The 24,437-nt window shown below is 61.6% G+C and carries 22 protein-coding genes; 8 read left to right on the forward strand and 14 right to left on the reverse strand.

All coding sequences use genetic code 11. The features are described from left to right. Nucleotides 1–12: 12 nt before the first annotated feature. Nucleotides 13–1,245, reverse strand: coding sequence for an ABC transporter substrate-binding protein (locus IMCC20628_RS20320; protein ID WP_047031708.1), 1,233 nt, complete (start codon nt 1,243–1,245; stop codon nt 13–15). 222 nt (nt 1,246–1,467) lie between these two features. Between IMCC20628_RS20320 and IMCC20628_RS20325 the strand changes: the two genes are divergently transcribed. The 5 genes from IMCC20628_RS20325 to IMCC20628_RS20345 all read left to right on the forward strand — a co-directional run bounded on the left by IMCC20628_RS20325 (nt 1,468) and on the right by IMCC20628_RS20345 (nt 7,604). Further along, a complete protein-coding gene (locus IMCC20628_RS20325) occupies nt 1,468–2,493 on the forward strand; it encodes a LacI family DNA-binding transcriptional regulator (RefSeq protein WP_047031709.1) in 1,026 nt (341 codons plus the stop codon). A 60-nt stretch (nt 2,494–2,553) separates the two neighbouring features. Further along, nucleotides 2,554–2,880 carry a metalloregulator ArsR/SmtB family transcription factor gene (locus IMCC20628_RS20330; RefSeq protein ID WP_047031710.1) on the forward strand — a complete coding sequence of 109 codons (327 nt, stop codon included), beginning with the start codon at nt 2,554–2,556 and terminating at the stop codon, nt 2,878–2,880. Nucleotides 2,881–3,077: 197 nt separating this feature from the next. Continuing rightward, nucleotides 3,078–5,930, forward strand: coding sequence for a molybdopterin oxidoreductase family protein (locus tag IMCC20628_RS20335; RefSeq protein WP_047031711.1), 2,853 nt, complete (start codon nt 3,078–3,080; stop codon nt 5,928–5,930). After that, nucleotides 5,927–6,688: a 4Fe-4S dicluster domain-containing protein gene (locus IMCC20628_RS20340; RefSeq protein WP_047031712.1), complete on the forward strand. Its 762-nt coding sequence runs from the start codon at nt 5,927–5,929 to the stop codon at nt 6,686–6,688. The genes IMCC20628_RS20335 and IMCC20628_RS20340 overlap by 4 nt, the downstream gene beginning before the upstream one ends. 4 nt (nt 6,689–6,692) lie before the next feature. Next, a complete protein-coding gene (locus IMCC20628_RS20345) occupies nt 6,693–7,604 on the forward strand; it encodes a DmsC/YnfH family molybdoenzyme membrane anchor subunit (RefSeq protein WP_047031713.1) in 912 nt (303 codons plus the stop codon). 38 nt (nt 7,605–7,642) lie between these two features. Here IMCC20628_RS20345 and IMCC20628_RS20350 read toward each other — a convergent pair whose 3' ends face one another. The 4 genes from IMCC20628_RS20350 to IMCC20628_RS24835 form a co-directional block, all read right to left on the reverse strand. Next, nucleotides 7,643–8,665, reverse strand: coding sequence for a TAXI family TRAP transporter solute-binding subunit (locus IMCC20628_RS20350; protein ID WP_047031714.1), 1,023 nt, complete (start codon nt 8,663–8,665; stop codon nt 7,643–7,645). Between the two features lie 141 nt (nt 8,666–8,806). Continuing rightward, on the reverse strand, nt 8,807–9,862 hold the full coding sequence (locus IMCC20628_RS20355; RefSeq protein ID WP_047031715.1) for a succinylglutamate desuccinylase/aspartoacylase family protein: 1,056 nt from the start codon (nt 9,860–9,862) through the stop codon (nt 8,807–8,809). Between the two features lie 38 nt (nt 9,863–9,900). Next, nucleotides 9,901–11,508 (reverse strand): NAD(P)/FAD-dependent oxidoreductase, encoded by a 1,608-nt coding sequence (locus tag IMCC20628_RS20360; protein ID WP_047031716.1) that lies wholly within the window; start codon nt 11,506–11,508, stop codon nt 9,901–9,903. Between the two features lie 86 nt (nt 11,509–11,594). Beyond that, nucleotides 11,595–11,963 (reverse strand): PilZ domain-containing protein, encoded by a 369-nt coding sequence (locus IMCC20628_RS24835; RefSeq protein WP_082128259.1) that lies wholly within the window; start codon nt 11,961–11,963, stop codon nt 11,595–11,597. Nucleotides 11,964–12,169: 206 nt separating this feature from the next. Between IMCC20628_RS24835 and xseA the strand changes: the two genes are divergently transcribed. From xseA to IMCC20628_RS20375, 3 genes are all read left to right on the forward strand, one after another. Next, the gene (xseA, locus tag IMCC20628_RS20365) at nt 12,170–13,750 is read left to right on the forward strand and encodes an exodeoxyribonuclease VII large subunit (protein ID WP_047031717.1); all 1,581 of its coding nucleotides are present in this window, start codon (nt 12,170–12,172) and stop codon (nt 13,748–13,750) included. A gap of 98 nt (nt 13,751–13,848) precedes the next feature. Continuing rightward, nucleotides 13,849–15,084, forward strand: a complete 1,236-nt coding sequence (locus IMCC20628_RS20370) for a putative DNA modification/repair radical SAM protein (protein ID WP_047031718.1) — start codon at nt 13,849–13,851, stop codon at nt 15,082–15,084. Beyond that, a complete protein-coding gene (locus IMCC20628_RS20375; RefSeq protein WP_047031719.1) occupies nt 15,084–16,550 on the forward strand; it encodes a UdgX family uracil-DNA binding protein in 1,467 nt (488 codons plus the stop codon). The genes IMCC20628_RS20370 and IMCC20628_RS20375 overlap by 1 nt, the downstream gene beginning before the upstream one ends. Nucleotides 16,551–16,602: 52 nt before the next feature. Here the strand turns inward: IMCC20628_RS20375 and ybaK are convergent, their stop codons facing one another. From ybaK to IMCC20628_RS20420, 9 genes are all read right to left on the reverse strand, one after another. Further along, entirely contained in the window at nt 16,603–17,076 is a 474-nt protein-coding gene (ybaK, locus tag IMCC20628_RS20380) for a Cys-tRNA(Pro) deacylase (RefSeq protein ID WP_047031720.1), read from the reverse strand. 11 nt (nt 17,077–17,087) lie between these two features. Then, a complete protein-coding gene (locus IMCC20628_RS20385; protein ID WP_047031721.1) occupies nt 17,088–17,435 on the reverse strand; it encodes an ArsC family reductase in 348 nt (115 codons plus the stop codon). Nucleotides 17,436–17,459: 24 nt separating this feature from the next. Next, nucleotides 17,460–19,031, reverse strand: coding sequence for a glutamine-hydrolyzing GMP synthase (guaA, locus tag IMCC20628_RS20390; protein WP_047031722.1), 1,572 nt, complete (start codon nt 19,029–19,031; stop codon nt 17,460–17,462). A 9-nt stretch (nt 19,032–19,040) separates the two neighbouring features. Next, on the reverse strand, nt 19,041–19,673 hold the full coding sequence (locus IMCC20628_RS20395; RefSeq protein ID WP_047031723.1) for a 5'-methylthioadenosine/S-adenosylhomocysteine nucleosidase: 633 nt from the start codon (nt 19,671–19,673) through the stop codon (nt 19,041–19,043). Beyond that, on the reverse strand, nt 19,670–20,119 hold the full coding sequence (locus tag IMCC20628_RS20400) for a PaaI family thioesterase (RefSeq protein ID WP_047031724.1): 450 nt from the start codon (nt 20,117–20,119) through the stop codon (nt 19,670–19,672). The genes IMCC20628_RS20395 and IMCC20628_RS20400 overlap by 4 nt, the downstream gene beginning before the upstream one ends. A 75-nt stretch (nt 20,120–20,194) precedes the next feature. Further along, nucleotides 20,195–20,659 carry a TspO/MBR family protein gene (locus IMCC20628_RS20405; RefSeq protein ID WP_047031725.1) on the reverse strand — a complete coding sequence of 155 codons (465 nt, stop codon included), beginning with the start codon at nt 20,657–20,659 and terminating at the stop codon, nt 20,195–20,197. A 64-nt stretch (nt 20,660–20,723) separates the two neighbouring features. Beyond that, on the reverse strand, nt 20,724–22,016 hold the full coding sequence (locus IMCC20628_RS20410; protein WP_047031726.1) for an RsmB/NOP family class I SAM-dependent RNA methyltransferase: 1,293 nt from the start codon (nt 22,014–22,016) through the stop codon (nt 20,724–20,726). A gap of 178 nt (nt 22,017–22,194) precedes the next feature. Next, entirely contained in the window at nt 22,195–22,941 is a 747-nt protein-coding gene (locus IMCC20628_RS20415; protein ID WP_047031727.1) for an SDR family oxidoreductase, read from the reverse strand. Between the two features lie 26 nt (nt 22,942–22,967). Then, nucleotides 22,968–24,434 carry an aldehyde dehydrogenase family protein gene (locus IMCC20628_RS20420; protein WP_047031728.1) on the reverse strand — a complete coding sequence of 489 codons (1,467 nt, stop codon included), beginning with the start codon at nt 24,432–24,434 and terminating at the stop codon, nt 22,968–22,970. Nucleotides 24,435–24,437: the final 3 nt, after the last annotated feature.

Raw genomic sequence — 24,437 nt, forward strand, 5'->3', positions numbered from 1 at the left:
TCCGGCTAAGGATCAGTCAGCAGAAGCTACGAGTTCGGCAAAGGTCTTTTGCGCGCCCTCGGCCGTGATTGAGGTGTCGTTGAAGAACTGCACGAACAGATCGTTGATCTGCTGCAGCGAATCCGGCGACATCAGCTGGTCGGGCGCCTGGATGATGTTGCCCTTGGCGAGGATATCGAGACCCTTCTTCATGCAGTCATTGGCAGCGGCCAGATCGACATCGCCGCGAACCGGCAAGGAGCCCTTCTTCAGGTTGAAGGCAACCTGGGTTTCGGGAGACAGCATCACCGAGGCGAGCACGCCCTGGGCTTCTGTCTGGGCTGCATCGTCGAGTTTGGGGAAGTAGAACGCATCCCCACCGGTCTGGATCACTTCGTTGACGCCAAGACCGGGCAGGCAGGTGTAGTCGGTGCCTGCGACCTGGCCCGCAACCTGGAATTCACCCTGAGCCCAATCGCCCATGATCTGGCCGGCAGCCTTGCCGGTGATCACCAGATTTGTGGCCTGATTCCAATCCTGCACATTCGAACCGGCCGACATGGCGCGGGCCTTGTCGGCAGCCTGGAATACCTTTGCCATTTCGGGACCGGCAGCCAACTCTGCGTCCTTTTCGCCGAAGATCTTTGTGTAGGCTTGGGGACCGGCGAGGGCTACCAGCAGAACCTGGAAGGCCAAAGTGGTCTGCCAGGGCTGCTGACCGACTGCGAGCGGAATGATGCCGGCAGCTTCCAGCTGCGGCGCGGCAGCGGCATACTCGTCCCAATTGGTCGGAACCGGCACACCGGCCTTCTCAAAGGCGGCATTGGATAGCCACAGCCACTGCTGCGAGTGGATGTTGACCGGCACACAATAGATGCGGCCATCAAGGGTGCAGCTGTCGAGCAGGCTTGAGGGACGGATCACGTCCTTCCAGCCTTCCTTTTCAGCGATATCGGTGAGGTCGAGCATCAGGCCTGCCTCGACCAGTTCTTCGGCCTGGCGGCCGTGGTTGAACTGGGTGGCGCCCATCGGATCGCCACCGGTGATGCGGCTGATCATGATCGGGCGGGCTGTCCCGCCGGAACCGGCAATGGCGCCGTCGACCCATTTGTTGCCGGTGGCGTCAAACGCCTTGGCAAATTCGGCAACTGCTGCAGCTTCGCCACCGGACGTCCACCAGTGGGTGACTTCCAGATCAGTGGCGTTTGCAGCCGTGGAAAGCGCCAACGCAGACGCGCCAGCCAGAAAAAGCTTGAGTGTATTCATCGAATTCCCTCCCAGGATTAAGCCTCCTCCCGACCTTGTCGCACTCCCACAACAGCCCGGGCCAACCGGTGTCCTCACACCGTTTCAATCGATTACATTCGCCAAGACAATGCTGCACTGCAATCGATTACATAAAGGTTGACCGCGATGCGAATTGGAGTCAAGTGATATTTGCCGACGGCGATCCCACGCCGCAAAGAGCACCCGGGAATGCCGCCTATCATGGAAAAAAAGACGCCCAAGATCACCGATGTCGCCCGGCTTGCAGGGGTTTCCACCGCGACCGTCAGCCGTGCCCTCAGCAAGCCTGAAACCGTCGCGGAATCAACACGTAACATCGTTCTCGCGGCTGCTGAGAAAGCCGGCTACCGGGTCAATCTCTCGGCCCGTAACCTCAGGCGCCAGCGCACCGGCACGATCGTGGTTCTGGTTCCGAATCTTGGAAATCCGTTTTTCTCCGAAATTCTTGCCGGCATCGAGACGGCGCTGTCGAAAGCCGACTTCAACATGTTTGTTGTCGACACCAAGCTGGTGCACATAAAGCCGCATCTGGTCTCGGAATATCTGCACGCGACCCGCGCCGACGGCATCATTGCGCTCGACGGTTCGTTGCCTGATGAGGTTCTGTCGGCGGCAACATCCGGCCGTGGCGCGCCGCCGATGATCTTTGCCTGCGAATGGTCGCCAAATGGCGAGTTTTCTTCCGTGCGCGCCAACAATGCGCGTGGCAGCGAGCTGGCGATTTCGCACCTGGCCGAGCTTGGACATCGCAATATCGGCATTATTTCCGGGCCCAAAGACAATGTCCTGACCCAAAGCAGGAGTGCTGGCGTGCTGGCCAGACTGGAGGCGCTTGGCCTGCCCTTTGATCCCCGGCATCTGTTTCAGGGTGATTTCAGCCTCGATGCAGGGGCTCGCGCGGCCCTTTCGTGGCTTGACCTGACGGAACGTCCCAGCGCGCTGTTTTGCGATTCCGACCAGATGGCGTTCGGATTCATTTCCGAACTTGCGCGGCATGGGGTTCCGGTTCCCGATGATGTCTCGGTGGTCGGATTTGATGATATCGACATTGCAAGCCGCTACATTCCGGCACTGACCACATTGCACCAACCGCGCTACCGGCTCGGCTTTTCAGCAGCGGAAATGCTGCTTGGTCACATCCGCTCGACCTCCAGCCTGGCGATCGAGACAAAAATCCTGGAAGTCGAGCTGATCATCCGCGACAGCACCAGCGCACCGAAAGCTTGAAACCCCGGCTCAGACCCTTTATATAAGGGCTGACGAATGTTCGCGATGGGATAGCCGGATATGCTGGATGCACAAGACATGCTTGAAATGGAGCCGCGCATGAATGATGCGGCAAAACTGATGGAGATGCTGTCCCAACCGGTGCGTCTTCGCATTCTCTGCATATTGCTTGATGGCGAGCAAAGCGTTCTCAAGCTTGCGGATATGGGAGGCCTGTCGCAACCGGCGATGTCGCATCATTTGCGCAAATTGCGGGATGCCGATCTTGTCAACACGCGGCGCGATGCCCAGACAATCTACTACTCGCTCAAAGGCCGGGAAGTCGGTGCCGTGCTCGAAGTGCTGCATGGCCTGTATTGCGCCTCGCCGGGTAAAGCGACCAGCTGAGAAACTCTCCGTTTTTTCAATGCCCGTCTGGTCTTAGAAGAAGCGTCTCTGGCTCTATCCTCTGGCCTTGACTTTTGATCGGCTGCGGGGTCCGTTTGCCCTGCGGCCGCGGAGGCGCTCGCTGTCGGGTTGCCCTATAGTTCAGAACCTGAACGTGCTGCAATCCAAACATCGGGCAGGACGCATGCGAGGGCGGAATGAACCAGACAAACGGGGAGCCGGGCGAGAGAGAGGGCGCGGATCACGGCACGACCGGGATTCGCAAGACCACCTGCTACATGTGCGCCTGCCGCTGCGGCATTGATGTGCATCTCAAAGACGGCAAGGTCACTTACATCGAGGGCAACCGCGATCACCCGATCAACAAGGGCGTGCTCTGCGCCAAGGGATCGGCGGGGATCATGCAGCATTATTCGCCAGCGCGGCTGAAGAAGCCGCTGCTGAGAACCGGCGAACGCGGCTCGGGTCAATTCAAGGAAATAGAATGGGACGAGGCTTTGGCGCTGGCCACCGACTGGCTTGGCGAAGTGCGGCGTACCGATCCGCGCAAGCTGGCGTTTTTCACCGGCCGCGACCAGAGCCAGTCGATGACCGGTTGGTGGGCTCAGCAATATGGCACCCCGAATTATGCCGCCCATGGCGGGTTCTGCTCGGTCAATATGGCCGCTGCCGGTATCTACACGATGGGCGGCGCGTTCTGGGAATTTGGCGCGCCGGACTGGGAGAAGACCGAGCTGTTCATGATTTTCGGCGTTGCCGAGGATCATGATTCCAACCCGATCAAGATGGGGCTCGGCAAGCTCAAGGAGCGCGGCGTCAAGGTGATCGGAGTTAATCCGGTGCGCACCGGCTACAATGCCATCGCCGACGAATGGCTCGGCATCACGCCGGGCACCGACGGGTTGCTGATCCTGGCGCTGGTGCATGAATTGATGCGCACGGGCAAGATCGATGTCGATTACCTGATCCGCTACACCAATGCACCCTGGCTGGTGATCGATGATCCCGATGGTGCAGGTCACGGGTTGTTTGCGCGCGACGATGAGGGAACGCCGCTGGTGGCCGAAAGGGCTAGCTGCAAGGCCGTGTCCTCCGCTACTTCGGGTATCAAACCGGCTCTGAAGGGCCGGTTCGAGTTGCCCGATGGCCGCTTCGCCATTCCGGTGTTCGAACTGCTGGCGCAAAAATATCTTGATGAGCAATATGCCCCGGCAGCCGTGGCAGCCCGAACCGGGATCGCGACCGACACCATCATCCGCATTGCCGGCGAGATTGCCGAGGCGGCATTCGAGCGCGAAGTCATCATTGAGCAGCCCTGGACCGACATGAAGGGCGAGCGGCATGAGCGGATGATTGGGCGCCCGGTGGCGTTTCACGCCATGCGCGGCATCTCTGCCCATTCCAACGGCTTTCAGACCTGCCGCGCCCTGCATCTGCTGCAGATCCTGGTCGGCTCTATCGATTGTCCCGGCGGGTTCCGCTTCAAGCCGCCCTATCCGCGCCCGGTTGCCGGACAGCCGCGGCCGCATGGCGGGGCTTGTGCCGACACGGCATTGGCAGGGCCGCACCTGGGCTATCCGCGCGGACCGGAAGATTTATTGCTCGAAGCCGATGGCGAAACCGCGCAGCGCATCGACAAGGCGTTTTCGTGGGATGCGCCGCTGTCGGCGCACGGCATGATGCACATGGTGATTTCCAATGCCCATGCGCGCGATCCCTACGGCATCGACGTGCTGTTCATGTACATGGCCAACATGGCGTGGAATTCGTCGATGAACACGACATCGGTGATGGATATGCTGACCGACAAGGACGACAATGGCGACTATGTGATCCCCAAGATCATCTATTCGGACGCCTATTCCTCCGAAATGGTGGCATTCGCCGATCTGATCCTGCCCGACACCACCTATCTTGAGCGGCACGACTGCATTTCGCTGCTGGACCGGCCGATCAGCGAGCCGGAGGCGCTGTGCGATTCGATCCGCTGGCCGGTGGTCGAGCCGGACCGCGATGTGCGCGGCTTTCAGAGCGTGCTGCTCGATCTCGGCGCCCGGCTGGAGCTTCCGGGCATGGTCGATGACAATGGCGCGCCGGTCTACAAGGATTACGCCGACTACATCGTCAATCACCAGCGCAAGCCGGGGATCGGGCCGCTGTCAGGCTGGCGCGGTGAAGACGGCGATCAGACCGGGCGGGGCAAGCCCAACCCGGACCAGCTCAAGCGCTACATCGAAAATGGCGGCTTCTCGCAGGTGCATGTGCCGGCGGAGGCGCATTATTTCAAACACGCCAACCGGGCGTGGAGCGACTGGGCAATTGAAAAAGGTCTGCAGGACGGGCCGGTGGAGAATATCTTCCAGCTCTATCTCGAACCCTTGCGCAAGTTTCAGCTTGCCGCCGAAGGCAAGATCAGGCCGATTCCGCCGGAACATCACTGGGAGCGGATCAAATCTTGTTTCGATCCACTGCCTACATGGTACCCGCCTTTTGCGGATGACGGGCTGAATGAGGACGCCTATCCGCTGCACGCCATCACCCAGCGGCCGGCAGCGATGTACCATTCCTGGGGCTCGCAGAATGCCTGGCTGCGGCAGATCCATGGCGAGAACGCGCTCTATGTGCCGGGCGATATCTGCGACCAACAGGGATTGGTCAATTGTGACTGGGCACTGGTGTCCTCGCAATCGGGCGAGATCCGGGTCAAGATTGCCCGTATGGACGCGGTCAACGGCTCGACGCTGTGGACCTGGAACGCCATCGGCAAGCGCTCCGGCGCCTGGGCGCTCGACAAGGACGCACCGGAAGCCACACGCGGCTTCCTGCTCAACCATCTGATTGACGAGTTGCTGCCACCCAAGGGCGATGGCCGCCGCTGGGCCAATTCCGATCCAATCACCGGCCAGGCGGCCTGGTTCGATCTGCGCGTGGCGATCCGCAAAGACCCCGATCAGACCACGGAACAAAGCCTGCCGCAGGCCGGTGCGCAAAAAAGCCCGGTCGGGCCGGCGCCTCACAGCGTTCGTTTCAGAGCGGAGGCTGCGGAATGACCAGTCTTCCCGCATCGACCGACAAACGGCTCGGCCTGGTCATCGATCTCGACACCTGCGTCGGCTGTCATGCCTGCGCGGTCAGTTGCAAGGAATGGAACACCAGCGCCGGGGCCTCGCCGCTGTCCGATGTCGATGCCTATGGCGCTGATGTTTCGGGCGCCTGGCTGAACCGGATCCACACCTTCGAGGTCACGCCGGAGAACGCGCCGGCGCAGATCGTGCATTTCCCCAAATCCTGCCTGCATTGCGACGATGCGCCGTGTGTGACCGTTTGCCCGACCGGCGCCAGCTACAAGCGGTCCGCGGACGGCATCGTGCTGGTCGACGAAGACATGTGCATCGGCTGCGGCTTGTGCGCTTGGGCCTGCCCCTATGGGGCGCGTGAAATGGACCCGGTCGAAAACGTGATGAAGAAATGCACGCTCTGCGTCGACCGGATCTACAGCGAAACCCTGGCTGAAGAAGACCGGATTCCGGCCTGCGTGCGCACCTGCCCGTCCAGCGCAAGGCATTTTGGCGATTTCAACGATCCGGAGTCGAATGTCTCGCAACTGGTTGCGGAGCGTGGCGGTATCGACCTGATGCCGGAGATGGGCACAAGCCCGGTCAACAAGTATCTACCGCCGCGGCCGAAGATCCATTCGCAGCCTGCCGCCCCGTTAGCGAACGTTGCATCAGCCAGAGTTCCAGCGCCCGTGCCCAAGGCCGACGGCTTTCTGGGCTGGCTCGACGCCGCACTCGACAAACTCGGATAGTTCCATGCATCCTGCTGTCTCCGTCATTTTCTTCACCGTCACATCGGGTGCCGGGCTTGGCATGATCTTCCTGCTTGGTCTCGGGTTTCCGGTCGATGCCTCTGCAGCGCGGGTGTTTTTTGTCGGCGTTGTCGGAGGCGGACTGGCGGTCGCAGGTCTGCTGGCGTCGACCTTCCATCTCGGCCATCCCGAACGGGCCTGGCGGGCGCTGAGTCAATGGCGCTCGAGCTGGCTGTCACGCGAGGGCATCGCCGCGATCGCAACGCTGATCCTGTTCGGGATCTATGTGCTGATCTGGCTGGTGACCGGAACCCGTTACTCGGTTTTGGGGCTGGTGGCAGCCCTCGGCGCCGCCGTCACGGTGTTCACCACCGCGATGATCTACGCCCAGCTCAAGACCGTGCCGCAGTGGAACAGCTGGTTGACGCCGCTGGTCTATGGCGGTTTCGCGCTTGGCTCCGGCTGGCTGCTGGCGTCGGGACTGGGCACGCATCAGGCGCCGGAGATCTGGGGCATCGCGCTGATCGCGCTTGCCTGGGCCGCCAAGTGGTTCTGGTGGGTGCGAGCCAGCCGCAGCCGGCTTTCCGATACCGGCTCAACACCCGAAACCGCCACGGGGCTGGGCTTCATCGGCAATGTCCGATTGCTCGAACGGCCGCACACCGGCGAAAATTACCTGACCAAGGAAATGGTTCACCGCATCGGGCGCAAGCATGCAAGCCGCTTGCGGATGCTGGCGCTGGTGTTTGGCGGCATCGTGCCTATTGCCGTTCTGGCGATTGTCGGCCTGAGCGGTGCGCCAGGATTGTTCAATCTCGTCGCAGCGGTTTCGATGATACTTGGGCTGCTGGCAGAGCGCTGGCTGTTTTTTGCCGAAGCCGAGCACGCGGTCTCGCTCTATTACGGCCACCGGTGAGCCGGATTATCCGGCCGCCATAGGCCGAGCAGACTGCATTACTTGATCATGCCGGCTTCACGATAAAACCGCTCAGCGCCGGGATGCAGAGGGATGGCAATGCCATCGAGCGCGGTCTGCCGTGTCACCGATGTGCCTTTGGCATGTCCGACATCAAGCAGTTGACGGGCGGTGTCATTCCACAGCGCCTCGGTGATCCCGTAAATCAGATCCTCATTCTGCTCGAGGCTGGTGAGCCATTGCGCACCCACGGCAACCGTCTCTACCCCCTTCACATTCCGGTAGGCAGCGTCCGGTATCTTATCCTTGGTGAAGAACGAATGCTCCAGCAGCATCTTGTCGACCTCCGGACCAACGATCGGAATGAGAACAATTTCCGCGCTTGCGGCAAGTTCTCCAACCGCGCGGGCCGGGTAGCCGCTGACAAAGAACAGCGCATCGAGCCGTCCATCGCGGAGCGCTTCGGAAGCGGCCTCAGGCTGGAGATTTTCGACGGTGATATCAGCCTCGGTGAGGCCGAAGGCCTCGAGAATCAGCACAGCATCGGGGTAGGTGCCTGAATCGGTCTTGTCGAGAGAGACCCGTTTGCCCTTCAGATCAGCGACCGACGCGATGCCGGAGGCCTTGGAGGCGACCAGATGGACATGTTCGGGATAGAGTGCGGCGATGACACGCAGATCGCGCATCGGCTCCTGGCCCTCGAACCGACCGGTGCCGGAATAGGCCCAATAGGCGACATCAGCCTGGGAAAATCCCGAATTCAACGCACCGGAAACTATGGCAACGACATTGGCGCCCGAGCCGTGCGAGGACTGGGCGACAGCCACCAGACCGGGGACACCGCAGGAACCGCCCTCATCGCAGGGGCGCGAGCCGGGCGGATTGGAGATCGCGTTGGCAATTGCCCCGGCAAGCGGGAAATAGGTTCCGCCGACCCCGCCGGTTCCAATGCTGAAATAGTTGATTTCCTGTGCCCGAACGCTCGCCGTCGCTGTGGCCAAACCGACAGTTATCGCCAAAGCGCCGACAGCGCGCAGCAGCGCCGATATCCCGATTGCCATCTTTTTCCCCAACCTGACTGACCGCCCTGCCCGCAGGACGGCTGATATTTAGTAACCGGTCTGTGCGCCGATGTTCAAATCTGCGCACAAAGTTGCGGTTTCGCGCGCCAAAGTCAAAGGCCCGCATCAAAGAGACCAAGCTCAATCTTCCAGCGCACCCTTGCGCGACGCCACCGGCGCATCGCCGATGATCTTGAGCAGATTGTCGCCCATTCTGATAAACCGGCGGATGCGCCGGGTCAGCACGTAACCGGCCTGCGGCGCCGAAACTGCGACAGTTCCATCCTTGCTGCCGGGATTGACGATGATCTCGGCGAGCATCTGACCGGCTTCGACGCGATCGCCGGGCGCAACATGGAACAAAATGGTGCCGCCCACAGGCGCCCGCACCATGTCGATATGGCGAATAGGCTTGCCGACGAAATCCGCTCTGAGCGCCGGCGCTGATTTTCCATCAGCAGCCACAACGCCACGACCCTGCAGGAAGCGGTAGATGCCCTCGGCGTCCTTTTTGCCGAGCGCCGCAGTAACATCGTTCTGCCCGCGCAATTCGACCGTGGTGACGCAATGACCCGACAGATCGCCATCTGGCGCCTGGGCTGTCATCTGCTCGAAGACTGCCTCTTCAAAAGCCCGGTCGGAGCCCGAATCCCACAGCAGCGCTGCTTCGGCATCGAGACAGGCGGCAAGGTCGGACATCTCCGGCCACAGCTGCTCGGGCGCATAGATATATTGCACGCTTTCGTCGTCGCAATGCAGATCGAGCACGATCGGGCATCCGTCGGCGAGTTCCAGCAGGCGGCTTTTCAGCCGGCGCTCGGCAAAAACCGGGGCGGAGGCGCGGTCGAGCACCCGAACGCCGTTTTCATCAGGCACCGGGAAATCACGGTTGAAATTGGTGCGGGTTCCGGTCGCAAACCGGCCCATATGCTCGCCATAAAGATGCTGCGCCGCGCCGATCGGGTTGGCATGCGGCACCAGTGTCAGCGAGCCAAGCAGACGCCCCTCGGCTTCCGCCTGCTCCAGCATCGGGATCAGATAATGCAACGCCGCAACACCCGGCCGCTCGTCGGCATGCAGACCGGCCTGGATATAGACGCGCGGCGCGCTGTCATCCGAGCCGCTAAACCGGTGAACAATCAACTGATAGGCAATGCCCGGAGTTTCGCCGGCAATGGATTCGATTTCAGTCTTCATGCTGTATTACCCTGAACTTGAATGCTGTGTGGTGACGACTACACCCGCCGGGCACGGATGTCGTTGAGAATCTCGCGTGCCGCATTGTGGCCGGGCACACCGGTGACGCCACCACCGGGATGGGTCGAGGAACCGCACATGTAAAGCCCGGCCAAAGGCGCCCGATAAGCACCATAGCCCAGCACCGGGCGCGCCGAAAACAGCTGGTTGAGGCTGAGCTTGCCGTGAAAGATGTCGCCGCCGACCAGCGACAATATGCGCTCGAGATCAAGCGGCGAAAGCACCTGACGCCCGACGACGATGTCGGCAAAACCGGGGGCGTGATGGTCCACCGTGGCAATCATCAGGTCAGCGACGGTATCGCGGTGATCATCCCAGGACGAACCGCCGGGAAAACCGTCCGGCAGGGTGGGCGCGACATGCTGGCAAAACAGGCTGGCCACATGCTTGCCTTCGGGCGCCAGTGTCGGATCCAGCGTCGACGGAATCAGCATCTCGACAATCGGCTGGCGCGACCAGCCATGGGTGCGGGAATCGACATAGGCGCGGTCCATGTAATCCAGCGACGGCGCAATGATGATACCGGCGGTCAGATGATCGCCCGGTTCGGGCCGTGCTGTGAAAACCGGTAGACGGTCGAGCGCCACATTCATGCGGAAGGTGCCCGACCCACTTTGCCAGTAACCGATGCGACGGCGGAAATCCTCCGGCAGCGGCGCCTCGGACAGCAGCTTGCCGACAAGCAATTGCGGATGGATGTTGGAGGCGACGAGGTCGGCGTCATAACGTGCGCTGTCTTCGGTAACAACAGCGCTGACCCGGCCATCGGCTGTTTCGATTGTGGCGACAGGCGCGCCGGTCTTGATGATGACGCCCTTTTCCTCGCAGGCGCGGCGCATTGCGGCCGTAATCGCCCCCATGCCGCCAATGGCATGACCCCAGACACCGCGCTTGCCGTGAACCTCGCCAAAGCAGTGATGCAAGAGCACATAGCCCGTCCCCGGCGTGTGCGGACTGGTCCAGGCGCCGACAATGCCGTCAAAGCCGAACAGCGCCTTGACCGGATCACTTTCAAACCAGCGATCAAGGATCTCTGCTGCCGAGCAGGTGAAGAGATCGAGAACATCGCGCCGCCCATCGAGAGAAAACTGCGAGAAGCGACGGCCCAGCGATGCCGCCTTCAACAGCTCAGGCACCGCGGACATCCAGTTTCCGTCGGTGACATTGGGCGGGGTGCGCAACAGCAGGTCGCGTAGAACGGAAGCGGCGTTTTCGAGCATCCGGTCATAACCCTCGAGTGCCTCGGCGTCATGCTCAGAGAATTGCGCCACTGACGCCCGGGTGATCCCCGGACCGGCCTCCAGTGCACGGCCATCGGGCAGAGGCAGAAAATTGTTCATGCGCCGCTCGACAATCTCGAGCCCGTGGCGAAACAGCTCAAGATCGGCGATCACTTTCGGATTGAGCAACGATACGGTGTAAGAGGCGACGGAATTGCGGAAACCGGGATGAAATTCTTCGGTAACGGCAGCACCACCGATGACGCCACGTTTTTCAAGAATGGTGACCTTGTGCCCGGCGGCTGCCAGATACCAGGCGCAAACCAGTCCATTGTGGCCGCCGCCGATTACCACCGCATGCTTCATTTTGCTGTTCCCCGCGTATTGCGGCCGCCATCTTGCACCGGGAGCCGGAACCGGCGCAATGGCACGCAACGAGCAGATGCTGGCGATCAGGACTGGTTGGCAAGGGCTTTCGGGCGCAACTTCGGCAGCGCGAGCTTTTCGACGGTTTCAGTTGGCAGATCCACCAGAAACTTCAAATGCAGGCCGATATTGGACCGGGCTACCACGGCACAGGGAAATTTGGCCTTCAGGCCGTCCAGTACAAGATAGATGAATTCGGGCACCTGACTGGGCAGAAGTCCACATAACTGACAACCGCTCTCCGAAATATTTGTCATCCTGCAACGCTGGGAGGCATAACCGCGAACACCCTTGGATAGAAAATACACCGTGCCCTGCAAATTGGCCTGCCGGCGTTCGTACCGACGCTGCTCTACATTTGCCAGTCGGCTCAGATAGTTTCCTGCTGCACTCATGACCACCCTCAAGCATCAAGTCCTCAACACCATTAGTATTGAGGGGTTAAAAACGAGTGTACATACAAGATATAACCCCTCCAAAATTAGGGTGATCGCGTAATTCAGCACCTGGCTCTGGAGATTACAGGACAGATTTTGCCGCTTTGAATTCAGCCGGACATCTCCAGACTTGACGCGGCCCAACTCATGGTGCGGAATCGGCCATGCCTTCAGCACTTGATGATTCGCCTACCAACGCCACGGAGTTTACCGTCAGCGAGCTGTCCGGCTCGATCAAGCGGACAGTCGAAGATACCTTCGGCTATGTCCGTGTGCGCGGCGAAATTTCCGGCTATCGTGGACCGCATTCCTCGGGGCATGCCTATTTTTCGCTGAAAGACGACCGGGCCCGGATCGAAGCAGTGGTCTGGAAGGGTGTGTTTTCACGGCTCAAGCATCGGCCGGAAGAAGGCATGGAGGTGATCGCCACAGGCAAGATCACCACCTATCCCGGATCATCGAAATACCAGATCGTCATCGACTCGATCGAACCGGCCGGCGCAGGTGCGCTGATGGCGCTGATCGAGGAACGGCGGCGCAAGCTTGCCGCCGAAGGCTTGTTCGATGAAGCACGCAAGCAATTGCTGCCGTTCATGCCGAAGGTGATCGGCGTGGTGACCTCGCCAACAGGCGCCGTAATCCGCGACATTCTGCACCGGATCGAAGACCGCTTCCCGGTCCACGTGATCGTCTGGCCCGTCAGGGTGCAGGGTGACACCTCGGGCCAGGAAGTGGCGCAGGCGATCAACGGCTTCAATGCACTGGGTGCAAACGGTCCGATTGCCCGACCGGACCTGATCATCGTGGCCCGTGGCGGCGGCAGCCTGGAAGACCTCTGGGGCTTCAATGACGAAGCCGTGGTGCGCGCTGCGGCAGACTCCGATATTCCGCTGATTTCGGCGGTCGGGCACGAGACCGACTGGACCCTTATTGATCACGCCAGCGACCGGCGCGCGCCGACACCCACCGGTGCCGCCGAGATGGCGGTCCCGGTCAAGGCTGATCTGGCGGCACAGTTGGCGGCATTTACAGCACGGCTCAAATCCGCCCAATCGCGCACACTCGACCGGCGGCGCGAAGCCATCCGGGCTCTGGCGCGAGCCCTGCCAACGCTCGACAGCGTGCTGGCGATGCCACGGCAGCGGCTTGACCGCTCGGGACAGGGGTTAGGGCAGGCGCTACAGCTCAACACCGCCAACCGGCGGCGCAGTTTCGAACGACAGGCCGGGCGTGTGACGCCGGTGGCACTGGTTTCGGCAATCCGCGACAAGCGCCAACTGGTTCGAGACAAGACCTCACGCGCCGACCGGGCGCAGGAGCGCCGTCTTGAGGCCTGGAGATCCCGGCTGGATCGGCACGCTCTGGTGCTCGCCGCAGTGCCGCGCCGGATCGCCGAGACCCAGACCCGCAGCCGTGAGAGGCTGGCTGGTTTCCACCACCGCGCCGACATTGCGCTCACCCAGTTGCTGGGCCAAAGACGCCGGGGGCTTGATGGACAGGCGCGCATGCTGCAATCGCTGTCCTATCACAGCGTGCTGGGCCGTGGCTTCGCGGTGATTCGCGACCAGGACCGTGCTGTTTTATCGCGCGCTGACCAGGTCGAGACCGGCACGATGATCGCAATCGAATTCTCCGATGGCGAGGTTGCAGCGCTTGCCAGCAGCGATCAGCCGATCTCGGGGCCGAAGCCCCCCCGCGCCAAGGCGACGAAGCCGAAAGAGCCGGGACAGGGCAGCCTGTTCTAGGATCCACACGCTCGAACTGACAGCAGACAGGCAGAACTTTCCGGCCCGATTTAACATGGGTTATTGCGGTCAGCGCTACCGGAACATATAAAGAACATATGACCGGAAAAACACTCGAATCAAAGCTGGCGATCCTCAGCGATGCCGCCAAATATGACGCCTCCTGCGCCTCGTCGGGATCGACCAAGCGCGACAGCAGGGACGGCAAGGGGCTGGGGTCGAACGAGGGCACCGGGATCTGCCATGCCTATGCCCCCGACGGGCGCTGCATCAGCCTGCTCAAGATCCTGATGACCAATTTCTGCATCTATGACTGCGCCTATTGCATCAACCGGGTGTCGTCGAACGTGCCGCGCGCGCGGTTTTCGGTCGACGAAGTCGTGCGACTGACCATCGATTTCTATCGGCGCAATTACATCGAGGGGCTGTTTTTGTCCTCCGGCGTCATCCGCTCGCCGGATGCGACGATGTCGGACATGGTGCAGATCGTGCGCAAATTGCGCGAGGAGGAGAATTTTCGCGGCTATATCCATCTCAAGACCATTCCGGACGCGTCGCCCGAACTGATCGCAGAAGCGGGACGGCTGGCCGACCGGCTGTCGATCAATGTGGAATTGCCAACCGACGCCGGCATGCAGGCCTTTGCGTCTGAGAAGAATCCGGCGCAGATCCGCCGGGCCATGGCCGATGTGCGGCTGCGCAAGGAGGCCGCCAGCGATGTCACCCATACCGGACGCAAGGCGGCGCGATTTGCCCCGGCCGGGCAATCGACCCAGATGATTGTTGGTGCGGACGGATCCAATGACGCCGCCATTCTGGGTGAATCAACCCGGCTCTATTCCAGCTACAAGCTGAAGCGGGTCTATTACTCGGCGTTTTCGCCGATCCCCGACAGCACGGCGCGGCTGCCGCTGATCTCGCCGCCGCTGGTGCGCGAGCACCGGCTTTACCAGGCCGACTGGCTGCTGCGGTTTTACGGCTTTGACTTGCAGGAGATTGTCAGTGGCGCGCGGGATGGCAATCTTGATCTGGAGCTTGATCCGAAACTGGCCTGGGCGCTGTTGCACCGCGAAACCTTTCCGGTCGACATCAACCGCGCCGACCGGGAACTATTGCTGCGGGTGCCGGGCTTCGGGGTGAAGACGGTCAACCGGATCCTCAGCACGCGCCGCTACCGCAATGTGCGCTACGAGGACGTGGTGCGAATGGGCGGAAGCATGAAAAAGGCCGGCGCCTTCATCACCGCGCAGGGCTGGTCGCCCGGTGGGCTGATTGACACCGCGCAGCTCCGCAGCCGCTTTCTGCCGCCACCAGAGCAATTGTCGCTGCTCTGATGCGCCATATCGCCTTGCCAGACACCGGGACCGCGGATGCGTGGCGCAAGGCCGCGCGATCCTGCCTGCGCGAGGGCCTGCGGCCTGCTGACATCTCCTGGGGAACCGCACAGACCGAGCGGGGGCTGTTTGACGACCAGCAGTCGGAAGGTGGCGCGCCGGTCAAGATGACGGTGCCGCGCAGTTTCATCAGCCTCGCCGAAACCGTCTGCTGGCATAGCGACGCCGATCGGTTTGCGCGGCTCTACCAGTTCTTGTGGCGGCTCAAAGACACGCCGCATCTGATTGCCGACCGGGGTGACAGGGAACTGGCGCATCTCCGCGGGATGGAAAAATCGGTGCATCGATGCCAGCACAAGATGAAAGCCTTTGTGCGGTTTAGGGAAATTGGCGATCGCGATGATGCGCGGCGCAGTTTCGCTGCCTGGTTCGAGCCGACCCATCACACGGTGGAGCCGACAGCGGGCTTCTTTGCCGGGCGGTTTGCCGATATGGACTGGCGGATTGTCACGCCGGAGAAGACCGCGATCTTTCAGGACGGGAGCTTGAGCTTTGCGCCGGGGCAACCCAAGCCGGCCTTGCCAGAGGACGCCGGCGAGACGCTGTGGCTCACCTATTTCCGCAACATCTTCAATCCGGCGCGGCTGAAGGTGCAGGCGATGACCTCGGAGATGCCGAAGAAATACTGGAAGAACCTGCCCGAGGCGGCGACGATCCCCGACCTGATTGCCAATGCCCCGGCGCGCGCCCGGGCGATGGCGCATGCCGCACCGACCCTGGCGCCGATGCGGGCGGGCAAGGCGCGCCAGCAGCTTGCCGCGCACATGTCCGCCTGGGACGGGCCGCTGGACGCCCTGCCCGCCGCCATTCATGCCTGCACCCGCTGTCCGCTGCACAGTACGGCGACACAGGCCGTGCCCGGAATCGGACCACTCGATGCGGCGCTGATGATCGTCGGCGAGCAACCTGGCGATCAGGAGGATCTGACCGGGCTTGCCTTTGTCGGCCCTGCCGGGCAGCTGTTTGACAAGGTCGCGCAATCGGCGGGCTTGGACCGGTCGGCGGCCTTTGTCACCAATGCCGTCAAGCATTTCAAGTTCACGCCCCGCGGCAAGCGGCGGCTGCACCAGCGGCCCAATTCCGGCGAGATCGAGCATTGCCGCTGGTGGCTGGATGCCGAGCGCAACCTTGTGCAGCCGAAACTGATCCTGGCCCTTGGCGCCACCGCTGCCGAGACCCTGACCGGGTCAGGTGCGAACATTCTTCGCCGCCGGGGAACCGTGGAACAGCTTGCCGACGGCACCCCGGTGCTGCTGTCGGTGCATCCATCGTTCCTGCTGCGCCTGCCCGATCCGGCGGAACAGGAAAAGCAGATAGCGTTGTTCGAGGCGGATCTTCGCCGTGCGGTGGAGATGGTCGTTGCGCTGACGGCTCGATCCGGCAGTCAGGACTCGGCGGCAGGGTGAACTGGCAACGGAACTGTCCGGGCCTGATCAGCCGGCTAACATATCCGCTGTGTCAGGCAACAACTTCGGCACAGACCGCATTGAGCGCCCGCGCCGCATCTTTCGGATCAAGCCGGACCTGCAGTCCGCGCTGGCCACCATTGATGAACACATAGGGTTGCGTGAGTGCGGCGCGTTCAATGGCGGTCGGCACCTGCTTTTTCTGGCCGAAGGGGCTGATGCCGCCGACATGATAGCCGGTAAGGCGCTCGGCGTCCGCAGGCTTCATCATCATCGCCGACTTGCCGCCAAGGGCTGCTGCCAGCTTCTTCATGCTGACTTCATGGTCGGACGGCAGCACGACGCAGACCGGCTTGCCGTCGAGTTCCGCCATCAGGGTCTTGAGCACCCGCGACGGCGGCTCGCCCAGTGCCCGGGCCGCGTGCATGCCGATGCTTTCGGCATCGGGATCGTAGTCATAGCTGTGGACGGTGAAGGCAATGCCGAGCTTGGCGAGAGCTTGTGTGGCGCGGGTGGTCTTCGCCATCTCAAATCCCCTTACGCGAAAAACTGCTCGTAGAGGTCCGGCTTGAAGCCGATGATGATCCGGCTATCGGCTTCCAGCACCGGACGCTTGATCATCGACGGTTGCGCCAGCATCAGGGCGATGGCCTTATCCGTATCCAGATCCTGCTTGGCGGCTTCATCAAGCTTGCGGAATGTGGTTCCGGCGCGGTTGAGGACAGTTTCCCAACCGGCTTGCCCGCACCAGCGCACGAGATGCGCCCGTTCGATGCCCGACGCCTTGTAATCGTGGAAATCCACCACGATGGCATGCTCAGCGAGCCAGTTGCGCGCCTTCTTCATCGTGTCGCAGTTCTTGATGCCGTAGATGGTGACGGTCATATGCAGTTCCGTGCTTGCAGCACCTCATTCCCACTCGATGGTTCCGGGGGGCTTGGAGGTAACGTCATAGACGACGCGGTTGATGCCCTTGACCTCGTTGATCAGCCGCGTGGCGGTCTGTCCGAGAAAGGCCATGTCATAGGGATAGAAATCCGCGGTCATGCCGTCGACAGAGGTGACGGCGCGCAGCGCGCAGACGAACTCGTAAGTGCGGCCATCGCCCATGACGCCGACGGTCTGCACCGGCAAGAGCACGGCGAATGCCTGCCAGATGGTGTCGTAAAGACCGGCCTTGCGGATCTCGTCGAGATAGATCGCATCAGCCTGACGCAGGATGTCGAGTTTTTCGCGGGTGATGCCGCCCGGGCAGCGGATGGCCAGGCCGGGACCGGGGAACGGGTGACGGCCGATGAAGCTGTCGGGCAGGCCAAGCTCTTTGCCCAGCACCCGGACTTCGTCCTTGAACAATTCGCGCAACGGCTCGACCAGCTGCATGTTCATGCGATCAGGCAGACCGCCGACATTGTGGTGCGACTTGATGGTCACCGAAGGGCCGCCGGAAAACGAAACACTTTCGATCACGTCTGGATAGAGCGTGCCCTGGGCGAGGAAATCGGCGCCACCGATCTTCTTGGCTTCTTCCTCGAACACTTCGATGAACAGCCGGCCAATGGTCTTGCGCTTGGTCTCCGGATCGGCTTCGCCTTCCAGCTGCGAGATGAACCGGTCCGACGCATCCACCATTTTCAGATTGAGATTGTAATGTTCGGTGAACATGGCCACCACATCGGCAGCCTCGTTCATGCGCATCAAGCCGTGATCGACGAGGATGCAGCTCAGCTGGTCGCCGATGGCTTCGTGAATCAGAAGCGCTGCAACGGAGGAATCAACGCCGCCGGACAGCGCGCAGATGACCTTGCCGGAGCCGACCTGGTCGCGGATCTTTTGCACCATCTCCGCCCGATAAGCAGCCATGCTCCAATCGGATTTCAGACCGACGATCTTGTGCACGAAATTGGCCAGCAGCTTGGCGCCATCGGGCGTATGCACCACTTCGGGATGGAACATGGTGGTGTAATAGCGCTTGTCTTCATTGACCGAGATGGCGAAGGGCGCGTTCGGCGATGTGCCGATCACCTCGAATCCGTCTGGAAGACGGGTGACCCGATCGCCATGGCTCATCCACACTGGATACTTCTTGCCAACTTCCCAGATGCCTTCAAACAGCGGCGAAGGCTTGAGGATCTCGACATCGGCGCGGCCAAACTCTCGGTGATGACCGCCTTCGACATTGCCACCGATCTGTGTGCAGAGCGTCTGCTGACCATAGCAAATGGCGAGGATCGGAACGCCTGAATCAAACACCGCCTGCGGCGCGCGCGGCGAGCCTTCGCGGGTGACCGAATCCGGCCCGCCGGAAAAGATCACGCCTTTCGGCTGCATCCGCTCAAAGCCTTCATCGGCCAGCTGGAACGGGACAATTTCGCAATAGACCCCGGCTTCGCGCACGCGGCGGGCGATCAGCTGCGTGACCTGACTGCCGAAGTCGATGATCAGAATGGAATCGGGATGAGTGGTGTGGAGGATATCGTTCATGGCGAGCGATTAAGCCAAAGCCGCGCCGGATGCAATCGCCTGCTCTATGCGATCCACCGCTTCGGCGAGTTTTTCATCAATCACATGCAAATATTCGGTCCAATCGTCGAGATGGTTGAGGTCTGCCTTGCCATCGGAGATGCCGCGCAGACCGATCACCGGCACGTCAAACAGGCTGGCGGCGCGCAGCACGGCAAAGGTTTCCATGTCGACCATGTCGGCATCGATGAGGTCATAGGCAGCGCCCGAGACAATGTTGGCACCGGTGGACAGGCTGGCGGCGGCGATGCCTCCGGCGATCACCGGCATCGGCAGCTTGGCGGGGAGGTCAAGCAGCGGCGTCCGGCCTTTCTCGAAGCCGAGCGGGCTCGCATCCATGTCGCGGTAGCTGACCGAGGAGACCTGATAGACATGGGTTTGCTCGAGCAGCCGCGAGCCAGCAGATCCCAGCGACACAATGCAGTCGGGCCGGCCAGACCCGGACATTGCCAGGCTGGCAGTCAGCACGGTGGCGGCCTCCACCGGGCCGATGCCGGTGATCAGCGGATCAAACCGCGTCTTCAGATGCGGGCCATATTCCGGCTCAGCCGCCATCACATAGAGAACCCGGCGGTCACCAACCGTTTTGACTGTGCCTCTCATCCGTCAATCCCTTCGCGGCCACGCACCACCATCATGGTGCCGGTCATCGACGCGATCAGTTTGGCCGGACCATCGGAGATGGAATAGGCGCGCCCATCGCTGACAATGATGGTGTTGCCGGGCTTGGTGACCTCGCCGCGAAACAGGAAATGATCGCCGCGTCCCGGCGACAGAAGATTGATCTTGAACTCGATGGTCAGCACTGCCGCACCCTCGGGCATTACCGACAGCGCCGCATAGCCGCAGGCCGAATCGAGCGCGGTCGACAAAATTCCTGCATGAAGAAAGCCGTGCTGCTGGGTGAGATCCGCACGAAACGGCATCTCGATCTCGACCACGCCATATTCGACGCTGGTCAGCGAAGCCCCGATGCTGCGCATGACGTTCTGGCGGGCAAAACTGTCGGTCACCCGGCCGCGGAAATTCTGGTCTGGTCTTTCGTCCATGCGCAATTCCTTTCGCAGCTGCGAAGGTGGCAAGCACGCGTCAAAACCGCAAGCGGTTTCTGGCGCACTTACCGATCAGACCCGGTTGAGCCACCAGATTGCGCCGTTGAGCAGACCGGCAAAGGACACCCAGGCCGCATAGGGCAGGAACAACAAGGCTGCGGGACGATCGCGGTTCCAGGCGGTGGCGATAAAGGCCAGAATCGATATCAGCATGGCGATCAGCACAACGAGCGCCAGATCGGCGCGATGCAGCACGAAAAACACCGGCGACCAGGCGAAGTTCAGCGCCATCTGGACAAACCAGATTTTCGACAGCCAGTTGCCCCGTTCCTTGATGAAGGCCCGCGCCCCGGCGATGCCGACAAGCACATAGAGCGTGGTCCAGACCGGGCCGAAAATCCAGTTTGGCGGATTGAAGGACGGTTTTTCCAGGCCCTGATACCAGGGACCGGGAATCGAGAAATATCCGATCAGGCTGCCACCGGCGACAGTGAGGCCGACAAACAGGAACAATGCCAGTGCATGCGATTTATTCATGGTTCCACCTCTTGCCGATCATGATCCGTCACCAGCTGCGCTGACCTTATAGCCCTGCCGACTGTTACATCTTGCGGCGGAACCCGGCGAAATAAAACCCGTCGGTGCCGGTCCGCCGCGGCGACAGAATCAATCCCAGATTCTGGTCCGCATAGGGAACCGGCGCATCGGGATCGGCCACTGCGGCACGCCAACGCTGCTTGAGGCTAATGGTTTCAAATTCCGGATGCCGGGTCAGAAACGCCTTGACCCGGTCGGTGTTTTCTTCCGGAAGCAGCGAGCAGGTGACATAGGCCAGCTCGCCGCCGGGGCGGACATAGACCGACGCGTCATCGAGCACCTTGTCCTGATCGGCGGTGCGGTCGGTAAGGTTCTTTTCCGAAATCCGCCATTTGGCATCAGGCCTGCGGCGCCAGGTGCCGGTGCCGGTGCAGGGTGCGTCAACCAGAACCCGGTCCATCGCCTGTTCCAGCCCGGCCAGATTGAACGGTCGCTCCTTGATGTCGATGATTTCGACACCGGCGCGGCGCATGCGCTCAACCATCGGCGCAAGCCTGCGCCGGTCGGCATCATAGGCATTGATGCGCCCTTCGTTGTTCATCATGGCTGCAAAGGCCAGCGCCTTGCCGCCGCCGCCGGCGCAATAGTCGAGAACGATTTCGCCCGGCTCGGCGCCGGCCAGACCGGCTGCCAGCTGCGAGCCCTCGTCCTGGACTTCGAACCAGCCCCGGGCGAAATTGACTTCGCTGGTAGCGGCAATCTGGCGCTGCGGTCCCTCGCCGGCCTCAATGCGGATGCCATTTGGCGCCAGCCGGGTCGCCGATGCGCCTTGGCCTTCAAAGGCTGCCAGCACCTGATCGCGATCGGTGACGATTGTGTTGACCCGAAGATCAAGCGGTGGGCGGGCGGTCATCGCCTGCGCCTCGGCTTCCCACTCTTCACCAAAGGCGCGCTCAAACGAGGCGACCAGCCATTCGGGAATGTCGGCGCGCACATGCGGTTCAGCTTGTGACAGATCCCGCGCCAGACAGGCTGTCTGCAGGTCCACTGACGGTATTTCGGGTGCGAACTTGTCTCCCTCAAGGCTGGCGGTCAATTCTTCCGGGCTGATGCCCCACTGGCGCAACAGCGTTGCCACTGCCAGATCGGCAGGCGTATCACCATCCATGATGAAAGCGTGCGACAGCTTCATCCGCAGCGCGTCATGCACCAGGTTTGAAATCGCGCCGCGATCGCCGGATCCGGCAAAGCGGTGCGACAGGCCCCAATCCTTCAGCGCTTCCGGCACCGGCCGGTGCCGGGTCTCGATGTCGGTGAGAATTTCGATGGCTGCTTGCAGACGTCCGCCGAGGCGCATGATCAAATCTCCAATGCATGGCGGGCTCAAATGGGTTCATTCAAGCGATGATGCGCATGCATTCATTAGGTGTGGCACAGCGCCCTTGGCGCGTCATGTCTGACGCGCGGCGCGGTTGGTTAGCCCCCTGCTAGAGGTTTTTGCACCTGAATGGAAGCAAATTGGACAAGCCGCCAGCTCAGATGCAGCGGCCGCCATCCACTTCCATGGCCACACCGGTGATCATCGCCGCCTCGTCGGAACACAGGAAACAGGCGGCATTGCCCATGTCTTCGGGCGTAGAAAACCGGCCAAGCGGAATGGTCGAGAGGAATTTGGCGCGGATTTCCGGCGTGTCTTCGCCCATGAAGGATTTCAGCAGCGGGGTTTCTCCCGCCACGGGATTGAGCGCATTGACCCGAATTCCCGACGGCGCCAATTCGATGGCCATGGATTTGGTGGCGGTGATCATCCAACCCTTGGAGCAATTGTACCAACTCAAACGCGGCCGCGGGCTGACCCCGGCGGTCGAGGCGATATTGAGGATCACACCCGAACGATTTTGTTTCATGACCGGAACAAAGTGCCGTGCGGTGAGGAACACCGACTTGGCATTGACGGCCAGAACCCGGTCGAATTCCTCCTCGCTGATATCCTCCATGGCTGCGGGCAGATGGGTGATGCCGGCATTGTTGACCAGAATGTCGAGCTGCCCGAACCGGGCATGCACGGTCTTTGCCATCGCCGTGACGCTGTCATTGCTGGACACGTCGACCGTGACGGCAAAGGCCTGATCGCCGAATTCCGAAGCAAAATCCCGTGCCGCGTCGGCATTGATGTCAGCGATCGCGACGCGCGCGCCTTCGCTGATGAATTTGCGGGCGATGCCGGCGCCAAATCCGGATGCGCCGCCGGTCACCAGGGCTGTCTTGCCTTCAAGTCTCATTGTTCCCACTCCCCGAAAAATTCGATTTACTTGCCGTGCCAGACGGCGACTGTCTTGAGGGACGAGAAGCCATAAAGCGCCTCGAACCCCTTTTCGCGGCCATGGCCGGATTTGCCGACCCCGCCGAAGGGCAGCTCCACCCCACCGCCGGCGCCGTAATTGTTGATGAAGACCTGGCCGGAGCGGATCGCCCGGGCCAGACGCATCTGCCGGCCGCCATCGCTGGTCCAGACGCCGGCAACCAGGCCGTAATCGGTACCATTGGCAATCGCGATGGCTTCGTCTTCATCACGGAACGGGATGATCACCTGCACCGGGCCGAAAATCTCGTCACGCGCCAGCACATGGTTGGGGTCAACACCGCCATAGAGCGTCGGCCGCACATAATGGCCGCCCATTGGCGCCGATTTCGGCATCTGACCCTCGGCCACCGGAGCCATCCCGTCTTCGTCGGCCTCGGACAAAAAGCCCTGGACGATGTTCTTCTGGCGCTCGGAAATCAATGGGCCGATCGATTGATCCTCGATGGCAGCGCCGACGGTCAGCGCCTTGTAGCGCTCGCTCATCAGCTTCACCACTTCATCATGGCGCGAGGCTTCAACCAGAATGCGCGAGGAGGCCGAGCAAGTCTGGCCGGCATTCTGGATGCCGGCATTGACCAGAAACGGCAGCGCGCGTTCGAGATCGGCATCGGCAAAGACGATCTGCGGGGATTTGCCGCCAAGCTCCAGCGTCACCGGGATCACATTATAGGCCGCTGCCTGCTGGATCTTGCGTCCGGTCTCGAGCGAGCCGGTGAACGAGATATGATTGACGTCGGGATGGGCGCAGAGTGCCGCACCGGCCTCTTCGCCGAGGCCGGGGACGACATTGAGCGCGCCATCAGGCAGGCCGCACTCCATGGCGATGCGGGCAAAGGCCAGCGCCGTCAATGAGGCTTCCTCAGCGGGTTTGAGAACCGCGGCATTGCCCATCGCCAGGGCCGCGCCGACAGATCGTCCGAGGATCTGCATCGGATAGTTCCACGGGATGATGTGGCCGGTGACGCCATGCGGCTCACGCAGGGTGAAAACCGTGTAATCGTTGAGATAGGGGATGGTTTCGCCGTGTACTTTGTCGGCAGCACCACCATAGAATTCGAGATAGCGGGCCAGGGCGCGCGCGTCGGCACGGGCCTGGGTCAGCGGCTTGCCGACATCGTGCGCCTCGAGATTGGCGAGCCATTCGACATGGTCTTCAACTGCCCGTCCGATCTTGGAGAGCAGGCGCCCCCGCTCGGCGGCGGTCATTTTCCCCCATTCACCCGACATCGCCGATTGGGCGGCTGAAACCGCGGCCTCGATTTCGGCTTTTCCACCCCGGGCAATGCGGCCAATTTCCAGGCCGGTCGAAGGGTCTTCAACGGCCAGGGTCTTGCCGCCGCTGGCGCCGATCCATTTGCCGCCGATCAGGCATTGGCTGGTGTCAAATCCGGCGTCGAGTGTATCGGTCACGGG

Source organism: Hoeflea sp. IMCC20628 (genome assembly GCF_001011155.1).
Lineage (GTDB): Bacteria > Pseudomonadota > Alphaproteobacteria > Rhizobiales > Rhizobiaceae > Hoeflea.